We start from the raw sequence: 19,276 nt of genomic DNA on the forward strand, positions 1-19,276 counted from the left end.
AATAAATGTATAAGTAATTGAAATTTTTTTAAATAATACTGTATTAAATGACCTAAACTGAAAAATAGATATACTACTATCTATATTGAAAAGGACATTTTTAACCTTTAAAGATTCTGACCGTTAATACTATGAAAATGAAAAAAGTCAGCCTTTTGCATGGCGACATCACCACTCTACCGGTAGATGCTTTGGTTAATTCTGCCAATAAATCTCTGTTAGGTGGTGGTGGGCTTGACTATGTCATTCATAAAAAAGCAGGCGTTTTGATGAAAAATGCCTGTATCGAGCTTCACAAAGAAAAAGGTGGGTGCAAAACTGGTTCTGCAGAGGTGACTATTGCTGGAGATCTACCGGCGAAATTTGTCATTCATGCAGTAGGTCCTCGATGGTTAGACGGAACCCGGGATGAACCTCAACTGCTCTGTGATGCCTATAGTACTGCACTACTTAGAGCTGAAGAAATCAAAGCAAAAACCGTATCTTTTCCCAATATTTCAACGGGTATTTATTCTTTTCCACCACAACTCGCTGCTGAAATTGCCATAGGAACAGTTTTATCAACCTTACCTACCTATAGAACTGTAGAACACGTTTTCTTCGTGTGTAAGGGAACAGAACACTACGAAACCTATAGAAATATACTGCTGCAACTAGAAGATATTCATATCGACATCTTGCTTTAAAGGTAATCTCCTCTAATGGCTGCTTAACCTCTACTTTTAACTTCGGTTATTTATGGGAGGATTACCTTATCAAGTTGTATTAAAGCTTTAAAGAGTATTATAAGATGTACAAATTGTTGAATATTTTACGATAGAATAACATCATTAAAAGTTAGTCTTTATTAGATGAAAAAATGTCTTTACGATTTAAAAAAAGCATCAAAATCCTTCCAGGTATTAAGCTGAATATTTCTAAAAATGGGCTCAATAGTGTAACCATTGGAAAATCAGGAGCATCTATCAATATTTCAAAAAAAGGTAAACAGGCTACTATTGGTTGAATAGCCACCGATTTTGTAGACACCTTTTAGTTAGGTTGGACTGCCACCACTCTCCTAGACAAATTTCGTCTATTCTTTTTGCATAGGAGAGAACCTTATGAGTGGACAAAGATATACCCCAGAATTTAAAGATGAAGCTGTTAAATTGATTACCGAACGTGGATATTCTGTCACTGATGTAGCAGAACGTTTAGGCGTATCACAACACAGCATTTATAAATGGCTAAAGGCGCTACAGCCTTTACGTAACAACTCTGATGAACATGAACTACTCGAAGCAAAGAAAGAAATCCTACGTCTTAAAAGTCAGCTTAAACAGACTGAAGAGGAACGGGATATTCTAAAAAAGGCCGCAAGGTACTTTGCAAGCCTGCCCGAGTAAAGTATCAGTTTATCCTGGAATACAGCCATCAATTTAAGATTAAAACGATGTGTCGGGTCCTTAAGATCGCTCGTGCTGGTTACTATGCCTGGTTGCATGAACCCGAATCAGGCAGGACTATTGAAGATAAGCGGTTATTACAGCTCATCCGTTCTTCTTATGATGCCAGCTATGGCATCTATGGTTATCGTCGCATTACGCTAGATCTAAAAGAATTGGGTGAAAGCTGCGGGCCCAATCGTGTGCTGAAGATCATGAAGAACAATGGTATTGCCGCTGTTCGAGGATATAAGAAACATAAAAGCTATGGTCGTGGTCGTCCTCAGATTGTGCTACCTAACCATTTAAATCGAGAGTTTATTGTAAACACACCTGATACTTCTTGGGTGACTGATATAACTTACATTCGCACATGGCAAGGCTGGTTATATCTGGCTGTGGTTCTTGATTTATATTCGAGAAAAGTCATCGGTTGGTCAATGAAACCTACGCTTGCCAAGGATATCGTTTTGGATGCACTTCTTATGGCGGTATGGCGACGTAGGCCAAATGAACCTGTGATCATACACTCTGACCAAGGCTCCCAATACAGCAGTAGAGACTGGCAGAAATTCTGTCAGAAACATAACTTAATACCCAGCATGAGCCGTAGGAGCCTTGCGCAGTATACTGCTCATGGGATAATGCCGTTGCTGAATCCTTTTTTAGCAGCTTAAAGAAGGAAAGAATTAAAAAGAGGATCTACAAAACACGAGAAATGGCTCGTGCAGATGTGTTTGATTACATCGAGATGTTTTACAATCGAATCAGGCGTCATTCGCATCTCGATGGGATGAGTCCAGAAGCCTTTGAGGCAGCTTCAAAATGAGGCTGTCTCGTGTCTAGGATACTGCTGGGAGCAGTCCAGTCATCTAATTGCCTCTGAAACTGACTATTTGCTAATAAGGGTTTGCATTACTAGTTGTGAAAGCGTATAAAGCTAACTCGTTGATGCGGGATGGAGCAGTCTGGTAGCTCGTCGGGCTCATAACCCGAAGGTCGTTGGTTCAAATCCAGCTCCCGCTACCAATGAAAAAATTTAAAGTTTATAGCCTAGTCTTACCAAGATTAGGCTTTTTTTATGACACTGCTGAAAATAGAAATTTGAGTCCACAATTTTTCTCCTATGCAAATAAAGCCATTTTTTAATATTAAGAGAAGAACTTGCTGATATATAATTTTTTACCATATGATAAATTTTTATCGTAAATTAAATTTATTGAAACCAAAAATCTAGGTGACTTTTATAAAATAAAAAATCTAAAATAAAGTGACCAAAACAACATGAAATGATCTAAATCGATTAAAATTTTACCTCATAAAAATTCATATACTCCATTTTAAATCATACACTTACAATTAGTATCACTTAATGTAATAAATCTCGGTGACCTTGCCAAGGTTGGGGTCGCGAGTTCGAGTCTCGTTTCCCGCTCCAGATTCAAAAAAGCCCTAGTCGAAAGATTAGGGCTTTTTTATTTGTACAATAAAAATTTCACCATACCCTCCTACAACGCTTAAAGCTCATAATACCCGCCCTCCATAAAGTTATTCCCATTTAGAAATTCTAGATGATGGATCTCACTACCTGTTCTAAATTCTCAACTCGCGCTCCCAATCTTGCTTCAATCGTAAATTGAAATGTGGGTTGGACGAGCAAAGCATTCTGATGTATACATGTCACAATAAGTTTAAAAAATAGCCATAACAATAAAACTGTCCAGCTAACTTACAAATAAGGACCCCATCACATGAACTACAAACACGCACTCGGTATTCTCCTCACACTCTGCTCTACCCAACAGATTTTCGCGACTGAAGGCGGTATTGGACGTCCAATTACGGGCATGCAAGTACAACCCATGAATGGTATTTTGCCGATTCAAGAAGGCGGCGTACTCACCGTTTCCAGCATTTACTATGATGGCAACATTGAAGCCTCGCGCAATGCCCCGATCTCAGGACAAATTTCGGCAGGGCTAGACTATAAAGTCTCTTACAATCTCATTAACGGGATTTTTGTGTGGAATACCCATGACAAATGGAGCTTAGCAACCACAGTCGGCATTCCTGTGCAATATACCGATATCAATGCCTATGTGAATAATTTAAACCGTAGTGATGACTCGACCAAAATCGGGGATGCCATATTTTCACCACTAATGATGAACTATCACTTTAGCCCAACTACGCACGCCCTGTTTGGTGTTTCCATTTATGCACCGACAGGCAGCTATGATACGGATCGACTCAGCAATGCTGGGCAAAATACCTGGACCTTTATTCCTAACTTTGCCTACACTCACATTTTCCCTAGCATCAATGCGGAATTCAGCAGCAATATGGCCTATGAAATGTACACCAAAAACGATGCCACCGATTATACCAGTGGCGATATTTTTCGCCTTGACGTCCTCGGTTTAAAACGCTTTGGTGATCTGGGAAGTGATGGTTTTGGCGTGGGTGCAGTGTTTGGCTGGATTGAACAAACCACTGATGATGATGGTCGTCTGGCAGACCGCCTGAATGGCTTCCAAGGTCGTGCTTTAGGTGCTGGTCCAATTTTGACCTATGACAAAAAACTCAGCCAAAGCACAGGACTTTCTGCATCACTACGCGGGATCTATGAATTTGATGTGAAAAACCGTCCTGAAGGTGAAGCCTATCAACTGACCATCAACTATCAATACTAAACCTTGATGAATCATCAACTGACCCTCTAGATACGCATAAAAAATACCCCATGCCTGATGACTCAAGTATGGGGTATTTATTTCTTAACGTATTGCGGTAACGGTGAATTTATCGTACGGCAATTTTAGGATTCGAGTTGCCCCACATGGTGTATACGTCTGCAAGCAGCGCACCATTGTAGTCTTCCAAATCACTTTGTTTTACAGTTTCATTGCCTTGTTGACCAAACAAGACCACTTCATCGCTGGCACGAATATCAGGGAAATCAGTGACATCCACCATGGTGGTATTCATGGAAGTACGACCCACGACAGGGACTTTATGACCGCGAATCAGGACATAGGCTTTATTACTAAATGCACGACGGTAGCCATCTGAATAGCCCATTGGTAAGTTCGCCAACAACGAATCACGCTTTAAGGTATAAGTCTGGTCATAGCCAACCGTGGTACCTTTTAAATAGGCATTCACTGTTGCGACTTGGGTTTTAAAGGTCATCAACTTTTTATATTCGACACGATCCGGAATACTGTCGCCATAAATCACACCACCCGCACGCACCATATCTAAATGCGACTCTGGCACGGTTAACGTGGCAAATGAATTAGCAGTATGCAAGGTCAAGGCTTCACGCTTGAGTTTAGCTTTTTTAATCAACCAATCGGTTTGCTGATTAAAAACCGCCAAATGCTCACGCACATATTTTTCATCTTCCACTGCATAGTGCGTCATGATGCCGACCAGTTTCAGGTTCGGTAATTTGGTCATGTTTAACGCTTGCTGCTTGCCTTGCTCGGTGTTCAGCTCCAAACCATTACGATCCATACCGCCAGCATTCAAGCCCAGATGATAGGCAACCGTTATGCCTTGCTGTTTTGCCCAAGCGGAAATGCGCTGCGCTTGCTCATAGTTGCCGAACAATTCTTCCATCTTGAGTGAAGCTGCATTTTTAATTTCCTGATCGGTTGCTGCACGCAATCTTAAAATGCGACCTTGATAACCTGATTGGCGTACCATCGCTGCTTCCGCATTACTGGTGATGCCCACACAGGGCACATTCAGCTTGATAATGCTTGGCATTAGCAACTGAATACCATGTCCATAGGCATCGGCTTTCATCACTGCACAAATTTGGCTTTTATCCTGCAATTGCTGCTGCAAAGTTTGAATGTTTTGCTCAAAGGCCTGCACATTAATTTCCACCCAAGCATTGGCTTGTGGTGCCGCTACCTGAATTGCTGAAATCTGTGATGTCAACATCGGTGCAGCCATGGTACTGCTCATATTTAGCAGCCCCGCCCCCAACATACATGCCAATAATGTTACTTTTTTCAAGACAAATCCCTCTTCGTCGTTATAAAAAAAGAGAGGGGAAATTCCCTCTCTCATGCGTCATTAATTATTTTCTGATACTTCATCATGATCAATGCGACGACCATGCTCTAAAATCCAAGTGCGTTCGCTGTCTTGACGTTTACGACGCTTGTAAGCAATCCATAAACCGATAAACCAAAGTGGTGAAACAAACAGTGAAATACGCGTATCATGATCGAGACATAAAATCGCAACCACAAACACCATAAATGCGATACCAAACCAGCTCATAAAAATACCCGCAGGCATTTTATAAACAGACTGCGCATGCAAGTCAGGACGCTTTTTACGATAAGCCAGATACGATGCGAGGATCATACCAAAGGCAAATACAGTCAAAATTGAGGTCAATGCCGTCACAATATTAAAGGCAGACATGACATTTGGCGTAACAAACAGAATCAGCGTACCGATAAAGACGCAAATCATCGAACACAACAGCGCTTGTACAGGCACTTTACCTTTAGACAAGGTTCTAAAGCGTTGCGGTGCATCTTTTTCAACCGCCAAGCCATACAGCATACGACTGGTAGCAAAGATACCGCTGTTTGCCGAAGACATTGCCGACGTCACCACAACAAAGTTCACCACAGCAGCAGCTGCTGTAAGCCCAACCAGTTGGAACATCGCCACAAATGGACTTTTACCTGGGTCAACTTGATGCCATGAAGTCACGGAAATGATGACCAATAAAGCACCCACATAGAACAACAGAATGCGCCAAGGAATTGAATTAATGGCTTTAGGTAATGATTTTTCTGGGTTTTTGGTTTCTGCTGCAGTAGTACCGACCAATTCAATACCCAAGAAAGCAAACACCGCCATTTGGAAACCTGCCAAGAAACCTGTCACACCATGCGGTAAAAACGCATCAGGATCAGTGATATGCGAGAAAGATGCCTTGACTCCATTGGGTGATACAAAGCCCATCACCACCAAGCTCACGCCCAAGATTAAAAAGGCAATAATCGCTACAATCTTGATCATGGCAAACCAAAACTCGGTTTCACCAAACATTTTCACGGTCAGTAAGTTCAGTACAGTCAAAACCGTGATCGTGGCCAAAGCAGGTAACCATACTGGTAAATCGGGATACCAGAACTGCAGATATCCACCGATCGCGATAATATCGGCAATGGCTGTAATGATCCAACTGAGCCAGTAGGTCCAGCCCAAAAAGTAACCTGCCCAAGGACCTAAATAATCCGTCGCAAAATCCACAAATGACTTATAGTTGGTGTTGGAAAGCAGCAACTCGCCCATGGCACGCATGACAAAAAACAAGACAAAGCCAACGATCATATAAGTCAAAATGACTGAGGTTCCAGAATTGGCAATGGTTTGCCCCGAACCCATAAATAGACCTGTTCCGATGGCTCCGCCAATCGCAATCATTTGAATATGGCGATTACTGAGAGAACGATCGAGTTGTTCTTCTCCAGCTGAGTCGTAATGATGTCCGCCCAGTAAATCGCCCTCTAACGGTTCATTTGACTGAGTGAGTTTTTTTCCATTCATCATGTTTTTTACTCCAATTTACAGCCCAAATCGGGTGTAAATATGGGACTAAAATAAAATAAGTCCGTTATTTCATTACAGTCCAAAATTAAGCTACATATTATCTTTCAATAACATTAATTTTATTATTTAGCCCTGTTTTTACACTTCAATCACAGCAACCAAATAATCACAACACAGATTGCAAAAGCTATGCCAATTTAATTAATTTTATATTGAAAAACAATAGCTTAACAAAAACACGAAACGAGTTTATCCAGTGACTACAAGCGGACTTATAATCACTGGATGTCAATATTGAATTAATATTTTTTACAATATCCATATATTCAATTCCATTGAAAATTAATTTAACGATTTAAGTTCGATAAACCACCATCATCATATTTAATAAATCGACACGAATAATCACGCACGAAGCTCAGTTAATATCAAACCTGCTCTTAAGCCCTTTTTCACTTGGGTATTTGGAAATAAAATCCAGACCTGTTCTGGTGCAATTACATAGGGTTTACCCTGTTGTAGTGCAATAACTGCATCAGATTGGAACGTTGAAAAATTTGGGGCAGAATCAGCAAGATTGAGCTGAAAGTCATCTTCAGTTTTGATAATCGAATCGACGACACGAAAGTTTTTGATTGCGTGCTTTTGACGTACAGGTAATGCCTGTTCTGTCACGACCGCGCGCAACACTTGATCAATCGCTGTAAAAGCCGATAAATCATTTTGACCAAAAGGTTTGGCATGACCGAGTTCAAGGGTTGAACTCGCTGCCTGAAATCTTGAGCTGGTATAGTGGGTAAAGGTTCGCCCTGCGGCATTGTGATACACCAAGGCATCCAGTTCCGCTGCACTTAAGCAGTCCAGCATCACCGCATCATAACAATGGGTTTGATAAGGGAATAAGGCGAAAGTTGGAAGCAAAGACGGACGAATTGCCGTATGTAAATCATAGTGATAGCGCTTGACCTGTTCTGGACATGATCGATAAAAATCAGCCACTAACTGTTCCAGCTCTGCCACACGCTGCGCTTCAAAAGTCTCTGCAAATTGCTGATGTGCCCCGCAGAACATGCGATTCATGTCATTTTCAACATAGCGTTGACCTGAACGAATCGCGACAGGATTACCCAAGATCAACAACAATTTGACCTTGAGTGGTAATACACCTGTAAAAATATCCTGACTGAGCTGCGCCAATAACTCGATCGGCGCAGTTTCATTGCCATGCACACCTGCAGACAACACGATGGCTTTTTCATAATCCTGTTTTGGCGTAAAAGATAGTACGCCTTCAGCCAGCCATTCCCAGCTAAAGTCATCCTGTACCCCTCGAGTTGAGGTCGGTACTTTTTGCTCTAAAACACTTTTTAAAAAATCCATCATCTGCTGTCCCTGCCTGCTGATTAACGTTGGAAGTGATACACCGAGCCTAAGCCCAAGATTTGCGTCAATTCATCTAAGGCTGTACGGCTTTCGATCAATAGGTGCGGATCTGCCAAATCTTGTTGCGCTAATTCATCACGGTAATGCTGATCTACCCATGCATTTAAGCGAGTAAACAAAGCATCATTCATGAACAGATTCGGATTAATCGCCTTCAGCTCTGCTTCGTTCACTGCAACACGTAAACGTAAACATGCAGGACCGCCACCGTTACGCATACTTTCACGTAGGTCGAAGACTTTAATGTCATCAATTGGGGTACCCATTTGAATCATGTCGTTCAAGTAGCTCCATACCGCTTGGTTTTGACGGGATTCTTCAGGCACCACAATGCTCATACCGCCATCGGCACGCGTGAGCAATTGACTATTGAATAAATAAGTATTCACCGCATCTTTCACTGAAACACGCTGATCAGGTACTTCAATGGACACAAACTCTTGACCCAAACGCGCCATTTTTTCGCGAATTTCAGCCAAAGCTGCAGATTGGTTCAAGAAGGCATGTTGATGATGGAACAACACGTTTTGGTTACTTACCGCAATTACGTCGTTGTGGAACACGCCTTGGTCAATCACATCTGGATGCTGTTGTACAAACACAGTTTGTTCGGCTTTCAACTGATGTAAACGCGCCACTGCTTCACTCGCCTCGAGCGATTGACGAGCAGGATAGCGTTTTGGACCTACACCACCACCCATGAATTGCTGACCATACACAAACACTTGAACGCTGGCTTGATCATAAGCACCGCCTAAACGGTTATGGTTCGCCGCACCTTCATCACCAAATAAGGTCACTGGCGGCAAGGCTTCATGATGCGCAAAGTGACGCTCATCATTAAACATCGCAGCCATCACGCGTGATGTGGTTTCATGCTCAATTGAACGGTGGAATTTGTTGTTCAAGTTTGCCGCAGTAAAATGCACGCGACCATCTGCGCTGTCTGCTGACGGTGAAACGGTGGCTGCATTGGCTGTCCACATGCATGAAGCTGAACTTAGCGCAGACAACAACTCTGGTGAGGTGCGCATTGCTTGTTCAATGACGCTGTGATCATCACCACGGAAACCCAATTGACGTAAAGTTGGCACATGCGGGCGTTCTTGTGGTGCAAATACACCTTGCTTCAAGCCCATATCTGCCAAAGCTTTCATCTTTAACAGACCTTGTTTGGCTGCCAACTTCGGATTCGATACATTGTTACGGTTTTTAGTCGATGCTTCGTTCCCGAATGACAATCCTGCATAGTGATGCGTTGGACCAACTAAACCATCAAAATTAATTTCATAGCCTGACATTTCTAAACTCCCTTTCCGTCGACTACAGCACAATGCCTGGCGATAATTTTTCAGGTAGACTTACCTGCTGACTTTCTAGCGATGCCATTGGCCATGCGCAATAATCTGCCGCATAGAACGCGCTGGCACGATGGTTACCCGATGCACCCACACCACCAAACGGCGCGGCACTCGAAGCACCTGTTAATGGTTTGTTCCAGTTCACAATGCCTGCACGTGCTTCAATCAATAAGCGTTCGAACAATTCGCGATCTGGAGAAATCAGACCCACCGACAAGCCAAAACGTGTTGCATTGGCAAGACGTAACGCGTCATCAAAATGGTCATAACGATAGATACAGCTCAATGGACCAAAATATTCTTCGTCTGGTACATTGTTAACCTTGGTCACTTCTAAAAGACCTGGGCTTAACAAGCTGCTGTTTGGATCGGCTTGGGTCACAGGCAATAACACCTCAGCGCCCAAATCCACCAAACGTTGTTGTGCCTGTAAAATCTGCTGTGCAGCCTGTAATGAAATCACACCACCCATGAACGGTTGTGGCTGTGCATCCCACTGACCCACCACCAAGTTACGACTTACTTCAACCAGACGTTCAATGAAAGCATCGCCTGCAGCACCATTTTTGATAATCAAACGGCGAGCACAAGTACAACGCTGCCCTGCCGAAATAAAGGCAGATTGAATGGTTAAGTTCACCACCGCATCAATATCGGTAATTTCATCGATAATTAATGCATTGTTGCCGCCCATTTCTAACGCAAGAATTTTTTCTGGCGCGCCTGCCAATTGCTTATGCAAGTGGTAACCAGTATTGGCACTCCCCGTGAACAGCAAGCCATCAATCTCATGTGATTGCGCCAAGGCTTCACCAGTACTGCGACCACCTTGTACCAAGTTCAAGACGCCTGCGGGTAAGCCTGCTTCATGCCATAACTTCACGGTTTCTTCCGCAGTCCACGGCGTCAGTTCACTTGGTTTGAACACAATGGTATTGCCTGCAATCAGTGCTGGCACAATGTGACCATTCGGCAAGTGACCCGGGAAGTTATAGGGACCGAATACAGCCAATACCCCATGTGGACGGTGACGTAAAGATGCAGCACCATCAGCCATTTCGGTGATGCTTTCGCCCGTACGTTCATGGTAAGCACGAATTGAAATTGCGACTTTGGCAATCATCGACTGCACTTCAGTCAGGGTTTCCCAAATCGGTTTGCTGGTTTCACGACTGATCACGGTCGCTAACTGTTGTTTATTTTGTTCTAACAAGCTGGCAAAGCGGTGAATCACTTCAATACGCTCTGCAAGTGGACGACGCGCCCACGCAGCAAAGGCTGCACGCGCGGACTGACAAGCTTGCTCAACTTGAGCCGCAGTCGTTTCCGCACCTTGCCAAATCACTTCTTGAGAAACAGGATCAAGTTTGTTCCATGCTGCACCCTGCGCTGGAGACCATGTCCCATTAATATATAAATTTCCTTGTGACATTATTTTTGCTCCGCTTTGTCTAAAGGCAACATACGAATACTTTGCCCAGCTTGTACGCCAAGGGCATAGGCTTGTTCAGCCGTTAAACTTAAACTGTCTGCATTAGCAGCATGTTGGATTAAGATGGCGCGATAATCGAGATAACGATCATTCGCCACCAAATAGCGACCCGTCGCTTCTGGCAAGTTCGGCACGATTTTCACGGCACAGGTACGACTATCTTTCACCGCGCGTAAGTTTTTCACTTCGGCTTCTAGCGTTGGACCTGCATCAAAAATATCGACATAACCTTGATAGCGCAGACCTTCCGATTCCAACACGCGAGCGGCTGGAACGGTATGTGGATGAAGTTGCGCAATCACTTGCTGTGCTGCCAAAGGCAGTAAATCGGTATAAACAGGGAAGCGTGGCATCAATTCCGCAATAAAGACTTTTTGCCCAATACCACTGAGATAGTCCGCAGTGGAAAAATCCATATTGAAGAAGTGATTGCCCAACGCATCCCAAAACGGTGATCGACCCATTTCATCTGAATAACCGCGCATTTCCGCAATCAGGGTGTTTTGAAACGCCTGCTGGAAAGCTGCGATAAACAGAAAACGAATTTTGGACAGCAATTTCCCGTTCTGGTCTTTGCGGTAATCTGGATCTAAAAACAGCGTGCAGAGTTCGCTACAACCCGTCAGGTCATTACTTAAAAACAGCGTATCTAGAGCTTTATAAACATTCAGAGCCTGTGAGGCATGGACTTGCTTGCCCACATGAAAGTTATAAAATGGTTCGGTCAGACCCACAGCAACTTCAATGGCACTCACGCCCACTACACGCTGCTCTTGCGTATCTTCCAAAACAAATAAATAACCTTGCTCACTTGGCGCAGCTTGACCTTGTAAAGTCTTTTGTGTGCGTGCAATTCGAGCCGATAAGATCTCTTTATTCTGCGGTAAAGAAGTCAGGCCAACGCCCGACTTCCCTGCCAGAATGAAGATATCATCTAGATCTCGAAGCTCTGCATGTCTAACAATCATCATCAGCAGTGGCCGCCTATCACGCGCCAACAAAACGTGCGAGAGCACGCTCGAAACGTTGTAGACCTGCTTCGATATCTGCTTCAGGAATAATTAAAGATGGGGTGAAACGAACCACGTTTGGACCTGCAACCAGTGCCAATAGACCTTCTTCACCTGCAAGGGTCACGATGTCTTTGGCTTTACCTGCATATTCCGCTTTGAGTACGCAACCAATCAATAAACCTTGACCACGAACTTCTTCAAACAGGCCAAAACGTTCATTTAAACGGTTTAAGCCATCTGCAAAAATTTGCGCACGGGTACGTACACCATTCAACACTTCTGGGGTATTGATGAAACCAAACACGGCATTGGCAACAGCAGAGGCCAATGGGTTCCCGCCATAAGTTGTACCGTGATCACCCACCGCATACATATTGGCGTATTTATCTGTGGTAATCATGGCACCGATTGGGAAACCACCACCGAGTGCTTTGGCTGTGGTTAAAATGTCTGGCGTCACTTCAGTGTTCATATAGGCATATAACGCCCCTGTACGACCCACACCAGTTTGCACTTCATCAAAAATCAGCACTGCACCGTGTTGATCACACAATTCACGCAAGCCTTTTAGGAATTCAGGTTTTGCTGTGATCACACCACCTTCACCTTGAATCGGCTCAACAATTACCGCACAAGTGTCCGCATCAATCGCTGCACGTGCTGCGTCCAAATCATTGAATGGAAGATGCTGAATGCCTTCTGGCAGTGGCGCAAAGTCTTGTGAATATTTCGGTTGACCACCCGCCGATACCGTAAATAAGGTACGACCGTGGAAGGCATTTTTAAATGCAATAATCTTGTTCTTGCGCGCAGAGCCTGAAAGTAGGCCCACTTTGCGCGCAAGTTTCAAAGCCGCTTCATTGGCTTCTGCACCAGAGTTACAGAAGAACACTTTATCGGCAAAAGTACTGTCAACCAATTGTTTTGCAAGGTTCAGTACAGGTTCATTGGTATAGCCGTTACCGATATGCCATAACTTCTGACCCTGTTCGACCAAGGCTTTGACCGCAACTGGATGTGCGTGCCCAAGCGCATTTACCGCAATACCACCTGCAAAATCGATATATTCTTTACCTTGCTGATCCCATAAACGAGAACCTTCACCGCGCACAGGAATAAATTGAGCGGGTGCAAAAACAGGCACCATATACTGATTAAAATCTTGGCGACTTGGTTGGTTATTCTGGTTCATGGTATGTTCTTCCTTAATAAATCTGACGTTAATGTTTCTTCAGTTCACACTTCAGCAGCGTGAAATTTCCCCTTAACCCGGGAAAATTCCGCGCTCTTTACGTGCTTTCAAAATGCGTTCACACGCCAAGATGTACGCTGCGGTACGCAAGCTGCAGTCTTTTTCGTCGGCTTTATACCAAACGTCTTCAACCGCTTTGATCATGAGCTTGTCTAAACGCTCGTTAATTTCTTCTTCAGTCCAGAAATAGCTCGCCATGTCCTGAACCCATTCGAAGTAACTTACGGTTACACCACCAGCGTTACACAGTACGTCTGGCACGATCATGATTTGACGTTGTAAAAGAATGTCTTCTGCTTCTGGATAGGTTGGACCGTTTGCACCTTCCAAAATTAATTTCGCAGTCAATTTTTGCGCACGTTCAACGGTGATCTGACCTTCCAATGCAGCAGGGATTAAAATATCCATTTCTACTGCCCAGAATGCGTCATCTTCAATCAAGCTTGCTTCTGGATAACCCGCAATCCCTTTGTGAATCGCAACGTAATCTTGTAATGCTTTAATATCGATACCGTTTTCGTTAAAGATGGTGCCAGTATGGTCTTGTACACACACCACTTTCGAATTGGCTTTTTGGAACAAGTAAGCGGCTTCGCTACCCACGTTACCAAAACCTTGAACTGCGACACGGCTGCCTTCAAGTGGCAAGTTGATTTTCTTGGCAACTTCCAGACCCGTCACAAATACACCACGACCAGTTGCACGGACACGACCCAAAGAGCCACCTAAATGAACTGGCTTACCAGTCACCACACCTGTTACGGTATGACCTTTGATGCTTGAATAGGTATCCATCATCCAGCCCATAATGTCGGCATTGGTGCCTACGTCTGGTGCAGGAATATCATTTTGTGGACCGATGATCGGGCTAATTTCGCTGGTAAAACGACGTGTTAAACGCTCAAGCTCACGCGGAGACAATTTACGCGGATCAACACGAATACCACCTTTGGCACCGCCATAAGGTAAATTTAATACTGCAGTTTTGATGGTCATCCACGCTGAGAGCGCCATCACTTCATTCAGTTCAACATCTGGATGGTAACGAATACCGCCCTTGCCTGGTCCGCGCGACAAGTTGTGCTGAACACGGTAACCTTCGAAATGCTGAATAGAACCATCGTCCATCACGATTGGCACATCAACAATGAGCGCACGCTTTGGACGCTTTAATGTATTGATAAAAGGGATTAAGTCTTCTTCAAGGTAAGGTGCGACACGATTAATCTGAGCAAGGTAGGTTTGCCATGCGCCACTGTTTTCCATTTCATACGACAAAGACATTGATTTATCCTCTGAGAATTTGGTTGATCCAATCCATTAAAAGTAGGAAACACTCCATCTATTGGACACCGCCTCAGCTCGGTGTAGTTCCAACTGGAGTGTTACCCAGTACGCATAGTATGAAAAATCAAAACGAATCCAAAAAGTTGTAATTTTGATTAAAATGCAATAAATTTTAGCAAAACGCTTAAAGGAAAAATCAAAGTGAATGATACGGACAGTCAAATCCTCGGTTTACTGCGGGATAACGCCCGCATGTCGATTACCGATATCGCCAATAAGGTGCGTGTTTCCCGTAACACGGTGCAAAAACGCATCGAATATTTGGAATCCAGCGGCATCATTACCGGTTATACCGTCCGCCTCAAACCGGGCAGTGAAAAAAACACCATCCGCGCATGGATGAACATTATGGTAGAAGGCACCAAGACCAGTGCGGTGGTGAAAGAACTCCGCATTGATCCTGCGGTACATACTTTGCATACCACCAATGGCAAGTGGGATTTGCTGGTAGAGCTGAAGTCGGACAGCTTAGAAAGTTTTGATAAAACCCTTGAACGGATTCGAACCATTTCAGGCATTTACAATACTGAAACCAGTATTTTGCTCTCGACCTATAAAGCCTAATCGCTTTTGGCAGGGGTCAACACGATGCGCCAGCGGACCCAGAAGTGTAAAACTGATGAAAAGCTGAGTTATGTGTGAAAACTTTTCCAAGATCCGCCCATTTTGACCCCGCGAGTTTAACCGTTTGATCATTTTTAAGTGGCTCAACTCTTTTAAAGTCGTGCGTGGCTGTGTATAACAATTCACGTACAGAAAAGTAAAAGCATAGGCAAACTGTCTAAAAAAGCGTTAGACTATGCCACAATCAAAAATGCAAATTCCTGAGTGATTTGCAGACGAATAGAAAGGTGAAGATTGATGCCGCTCAATACTGTTGAAGAGCTTGTAGCAGATATCCGTGCAGGGAAAATGGTCATCCTGATGGATGATGAAGACCGTGAAAATGAAGGTGACTTAGTCATTGCAGCAACGCATGTCCGTCCAGAAGACATTAACTTCATGATTACGCATGCCCGCGGTTTAGTATGCCTCACTTTAAGTCGTGAGCGTTGTCAGCAATTGAATTTGCCTTTAATGGTGGATGCCAATGGTGCGCAGCATGCCACCAACTTCACCCTCTCGATTGAAGCAGCAGAAGGCATTACCACAGGTATTTCTGCGGCAGAACGTGCGCATACCATTCAAACTGCGGTCGCGGCACATGCCAAACCCAGCGATATTGTACAGCCAGGGCATATCTTCCCCTTGATGGCACAACCGGGTGGTGTATTGCACCGTGCGGGACATACCGAAGCAGGCTGTGACCTTGCGCGTATTGCGGGTTTAGAACCCGCTTCTGTGATTTGTGAAATCATTAAAGAAGACGGCACCATGGCGCGTCGACCAGATTTAGAAATTTTTGCAGAAAAGCATGGTCTTAAAATGGGGACCATTGCCGACCTGATCCATTACCGCATGACCAATGAACAAACGGTCGAGCGTCTTGGTCAAGAAAGCATCGACACCGAATACGGCACATTTGAGCTCTATCGTTACCGTGAAATTGGTAACCCAGATATTCATTTGGCTTTGGTCAAAGGTGAGCCGAAAGACGGTATTACCACCGTTCGCGTACACGGTTTTAATCCAACGCGCGACTTGCTGAAACTGAACAAGCAAGATGGTGAACCTGCGTGGAACTTGGATCGTGCGTTAAAAGAAATCGCGCAAAGTGATCGCGGTGTACTGGTGTGGATTGGTCAACGTCATTTGCAAGATTTGGGTCCTGCCCTCGACAGTCTGACGGCACCGAAGAAAACCAAATCCAGTGCAGCATTGTCACAGCAATACCAAACCATTGGCGTTGGCGCACAAATTTTACGTGATTTAGGTGTTGAAAAAATGAAGCTGCTCAGTTCGCCGCTACGTTTCAACGCATTATCAGGTTTTAATCTTGAAGTGGTGGAATATGTCACTGCTCAACAAACATTAACGAAATAATCGAGGTTGCTATGGCGATTCGCCGAATTGAAGGTATGTTACATCTCGCGAGCGAAGGCCGTTACGCGATTTTAGTTGGTCGTTTCAATAGCTTTGTAGTGGAACATCTACTCGAAGGTGCAATTGATACATTGAAACGTCATGGTGTATCAGAGGATAATATTACTGTTGTTCATGCACCAGGCGCATGGGAACTTCCAGTGGTTGCAAAAAAATTAGCAGCTTCTGATCGTTTTGATGCCATCATCGCGCTAGGCGCTGTGATTCGTGGTAGCACGCCTCACTTCGACTTTGTTGCAGGTGAATGTGCCAAAGGTTTAGGCGTTGTCGGCTTAGACACGGGTTTACCAGTGATTAATGGTGTATTGACTACGGACAGCATTGAACAAGCGATTGAACGCTCTGGAACAAAAGCAGGTAATAAAGGTGGCGAAGCTGCTCTTACTGCAATTGAAATGGTTAACTTGTTAAAGGCTATTTAAAGCATGTCGCAAACACTCCAAGCCGCTTATGCTGCAAAACGTAAAGCACGTCGTTTTGCTGTACAAGGCATTTATGAATGGCAAATGAGCCGCAACCCAGTGCATGAAATTGAAGCACGTACGCGTGTTGAAAATGCCATGCATAAAGTGGACCTCAGCTATTATCATGAATTGCTGACTCAAGTGGTTGCCAATCATGAAGCTTTGGATGCGCTTCTTATTCCTGTGCTGGATCGCCAAATCGAAGCCTTAGACGGTGTTGAACTTGCAACACTGCGTTTGGGTGCTTACGAATTGAAAGAACATCTTGAAATCCCGTATCGCGTGGTTTTAGATGAAGCGATTGAGCTTGCAAAACACTTTGGCGGTGCAGACAGTCACAAATACATCAATGGTGTATTGGACCGTTTAGCCAACAGCCTTCGTGCAGCAGAAAAGCAACAAGCACAATAAGACGTGTAGTAAGTAGTATGGCTGAGTTTTCAATTATTGAGACCTATTTTAATCGAGCGCAGCAGCATTTGGTCGATTTAGGTGTCGGAGACGACTCAGCCTTGCTTACCCCACCTCCGCAGCAACAATTGGTGATCTGTACCGATACCTTGATTGCGGGACGACATTTTCCTCTTGATACCCCTGCCCATGCCATTGGCTGGAAATCTGTTGCCGTCAATATGTCCGATATTGCCGCAATGGGCGCCAAACCGCACAGCATTTTATTGGCATTGAGCCTACCCCAAATTGATCATGACTGGCTAAAAGACTTTAGTCAGGGGCTGTATGATTGTTGCGATCAATTTGGTGTGAGCTTAATTGGGGGGGATACCACCCAAAGCCCACATCTCACCATTTCTGTGACTGCCCTCGGCTGGATTGATACCAACCAAGCTGTTAAGCGCTCAGGTGCACAAGTGGGTGACTATATCTGTGTCAGCGGTCAAGTCGGTGATGCAGCTTTTGGGCTTCAACATCCAGACCACCCTTTAAAGCAACGTTTGGACTATCCAACCCCACGCTGCCAACTGGGACAACAGCTGAAAGGTCTCGCTTCCGCCATGATTGATGTCTCGGATGGTCTGGCTCAAGATTTAGGACACATTCTTAAAGCGTCACAGGTCGGTGCACGCTTACAGCTAGAACAACTGCCGATTGCCCCGGCTTTGCAGCAATTAACACAAGCACAACAATGGCAATACGCCCTCGCAGGTGGCGATGACTATGAGTTATGCTTTACAATAAGCCCGCAAAATTACCAACAACTTTTGCAACAACAATTAGATGTAAAAATTACGGTGATTGGAACAATTACAAATTCAACTGGGCTTACATTTGAAAAAGATGGCAAAGATCATCCGCTTCAATTTCAAGGGTATCAACACTTTGCATAAACCTCCAATTCAGTTTAACCGCATGTCTTGGTCGAACCGCTGTATTGTTTTTTGCGGTGTCGGTTTTGGCTCTGGTCTATTGCCCAAAGCCCCTGGTACATTTGGTTCAGCATTTGCGCTGCTATTTATTCCGCTGTGGTTGAATTTAGGCTTCCTCAACTCCATATACGCCATCATTCTGATGTCACTGATTGGCATCTATATTTGCGGTCAAACCGCCAAAGTGATGGGTGTACATGACGATGGACGAATTGTCTGGGACGAGTTCGCGGGTCAATCAATAACATTATTACCGTTGATCTACTTCGGAAAAATGAGTCTCATCTCTGCATTGATCGGTTTTTTACTGTTCCGTCTGTTTGATGTGTGGAAACCATGGCCAATTCGCGTGATTGATCGCCAAGTGCATGGCGGCTTCGGCATCATGCTGGATGACATTATTGCAGGGCTATGGGCGGGATTATGTATCTATCTATATTTTACGTTCATCGTGGTTTAA

Annotated in this window: 17 protein-coding genes, 1 tRNA gene and 1 pseudogene; 11 read left to right on the top strand and 8 right to left on the bottom strand. The window is 44.2% G+C overall.

Features of this window, described 5'->3' with window-relative positions; all coding sequences use genetic code 11:
* Positions 1-137: 137 nt before the first annotated feature.
* The 5 genes and pseudogenes from ACWQ4X_RS09805 (at position 138) to ACWQ4X_RS09825 (ending at position 4,120) form a co-directional block, all read left to right on the top strand.
* On the top strand, positions 138-686 hold the full coding sequence (locus tag ACWQ4X_RS09805) for a macro domain-containing protein (RefSeq protein WP_457903565.1): 549 nt from the start codon (positions 138-140) through the stop codon (positions 684-686).
* Between the two features lie 173 nt (positions 687-859).
* The gene (locus ACWQ4X_RS09810) at positions 860-1,006 is read left to right on the top strand and encodes a DUF4236 domain-containing protein (RefSeq protein ID WP_457903506.1); all 147 of its coding nucleotides are present in this window, start codon (positions 860-862) and stop codon (positions 1,004-1,006) included.
* Positions 1,007-1,103: 97 nt separating this feature from the next.
* Positions 1,104-2,256 (top strand): annotated as a pseudogene (locus ACWQ4X_RS09815) (IS3 family transposase).
* Between the two features lie 123 nt (positions 2,257-2,379).
* A tRNA-Met gene (locus tag ACWQ4X_RS09820) sits at positions 2,380-2,456 on the top strand.
* 722 nt (positions 2,457-3,178) lie between these two features.
* A complete protein-coding gene (locus tag ACWQ4X_RS09825; protein ID WP_457903507.1) occupies positions 3,179-4,120 on the top strand; it encodes a SphA family protein in 942 nt (313 codons plus the stop codon).
* 109 nt (positions 4,121-4,229) lie between these two features.
* Here the strand turns inward: ACWQ4X_RS09825 and alr are convergent, their stop codons facing one another.
* From alr to ACWQ4X_RS09865, 8 genes are all read right to left on the bottom strand, one after another.
* Positions 4,230-5,456 (bottom strand): alanine racemase, encoded by a 1,227-nt coding sequence (gene alr, locus ACWQ4X_RS09830; RefSeq protein WP_457903508.1) that lies wholly within the window; start codon positions 5,454-5,456, stop codon positions 4,230-4,232.
* Between the two features lie 60 nt (positions 5,457-5,516).
* Positions 5,517-7,016: an amino acid permease gene (locus ACWQ4X_RS09835; RefSeq protein ID WP_457903509.1), complete on the bottom strand. Its 1,500-nt coding sequence runs from the start codon at positions 7,014-7,016 to the stop codon at positions 5,517-5,519.
* Between the two features lie 405 nt (positions 7,017-7,421).
* Complete coding sequence (gene astE / locus ACWQ4X_RS09840; protein ID WP_457903510.1) at positions 7,422-8,399, bottom strand: succinylglutamate desuccinylase; 978 nt, start codon at positions 8,397-8,399, stop codon at positions 7,422-7,424.
* Between the two features lie 20 nt (positions 8,400-8,419).
* The gene (gene astB / locus ACWQ4X_RS09845) at positions 8,420-9,760 is read right to left on the bottom strand and encodes an N-succinylarginine dihydrolase (protein WP_457903511.1); all 1,341 of its coding nucleotides are present in this window, start codon (positions 9,758-9,760) and stop codon (positions 8,420-8,422) included.
* A 22-nt stretch (positions 9,761-9,782) separates the two neighbouring features.
* On the bottom strand, positions 9,783-11,252 hold the full coding sequence (gene astD / locus ACWQ4X_RS09850) for a succinylglutamate-semialdehyde dehydrogenase (RefSeq protein ID WP_457903512.1): 1,470 nt from the start codon (positions 11,250-11,252) through the stop codon (positions 9,783-9,785).
* Entirely contained in the window at positions 11,252-12,283 is a 1,032-nt protein-coding gene (gene astA / locus ACWQ4X_RS09855; protein WP_100242296.1) for an arginine N-succinyltransferase, read from the bottom strand. The genes astD and astA overlap by 1 nt, the downstream gene beginning before the upstream one ends.
* A 16-nt stretch (positions 12,284-12,299) precedes the next feature.
* Positions 12,300-13,517, bottom strand: coding sequence for a bifunctional succinylornithine transaminase/acetylornithine transaminase (locus tag ACWQ4X_RS09860; protein ID WP_374531513.1), 1,218 nt, complete (start codon positions 13,515-13,517; stop codon positions 12,300-12,302).
* A 72-nt stretch (positions 13,518-13,589) separates the two neighbouring features.
* On the bottom strand, positions 13,590-14,861 hold the full coding sequence (locus ACWQ4X_RS09865; RefSeq protein WP_100242298.1) for a Glu/Leu/Phe/Val family dehydrogenase: 1,272 nt from the start codon (positions 14,859-14,861) through the stop codon (positions 13,590-13,592).
* Between the two features lie 204 nt (positions 14,862-15,065).
* Here ACWQ4X_RS09865 and ACWQ4X_RS09870 point away from each other — a divergent pair, with 204 nt between their 5' ends.
* From ACWQ4X_RS09870 to ACWQ4X_RS09895, 6 genes are all read left to right on the top strand, one after another.
* Positions 15,066-15,488, top strand: a complete 423-nt coding sequence (locus ACWQ4X_RS09870) for an Lrp/AsnC family transcriptional regulator (RefSeq protein WP_100242299.1) — start codon at positions 15,066-15,068, stop codon at positions 15,486-15,488.
* 297 nt (positions 15,489-15,785) lie between these two features.
* The gene (gene ribBA, locus ACWQ4X_RS09875; protein WP_142769783.1) at positions 15,786-16,907 is read left to right on the top strand and encodes a bifunctional 3,4-dihydroxy-2-butanone-4-phosphate synthase/GTP cyclohydrolase II; all 1,122 of its coding nucleotides are present in this window, start codon (positions 15,786-15,788) and stop codon (positions 16,905-16,907) included.
* 11 nt (positions 16,908-16,918) lie between these two features.
* Positions 16,919-17,389, top strand: coding sequence for a 6,7-dimethyl-8-ribityllumazine synthase (gene ribH, locus ACWQ4X_RS09880; RefSeq protein ID WP_237787589.1), 471 nt, complete (start codon positions 16,919-16,921; stop codon positions 17,387-17,389).
* Positions 17,390-17,392: 3 nt separating this feature from the next.
* Positions 17,393-17,842, top strand: coding sequence for a transcription antitermination factor NusB (gene nusB, locus ACWQ4X_RS09885; RefSeq protein ID WP_016165654.1), 450 nt, complete (start codon positions 17,393-17,395; stop codon positions 17,840-17,842).
* Positions 17,843-17,859: 17 nt separating this feature from the next.
* A complete protein-coding gene (thiL, locus tag ACWQ4X_RS09890; protein ID WP_457903513.1) occupies positions 17,860-18,777 on the top strand; it encodes a thiamine-phosphate kinase in 918 nt (305 codons plus the stop codon).
* Positions 18,728-19,276, top strand: a complete 549-nt coding sequence (locus ACWQ4X_RS09895; RefSeq protein WP_457903514.1) for a phosphatidylglycerophosphatase A family protein — start codon at positions 18,728-18,730, stop codon at positions 19,274-19,276. The genes thiL and ACWQ4X_RS09895 overlap by 50 nt, the downstream gene beginning before the upstream one ends.

Source organism: Acinetobacter sp. NigerLNRRAM0016, from assembly GCF_054112845.1.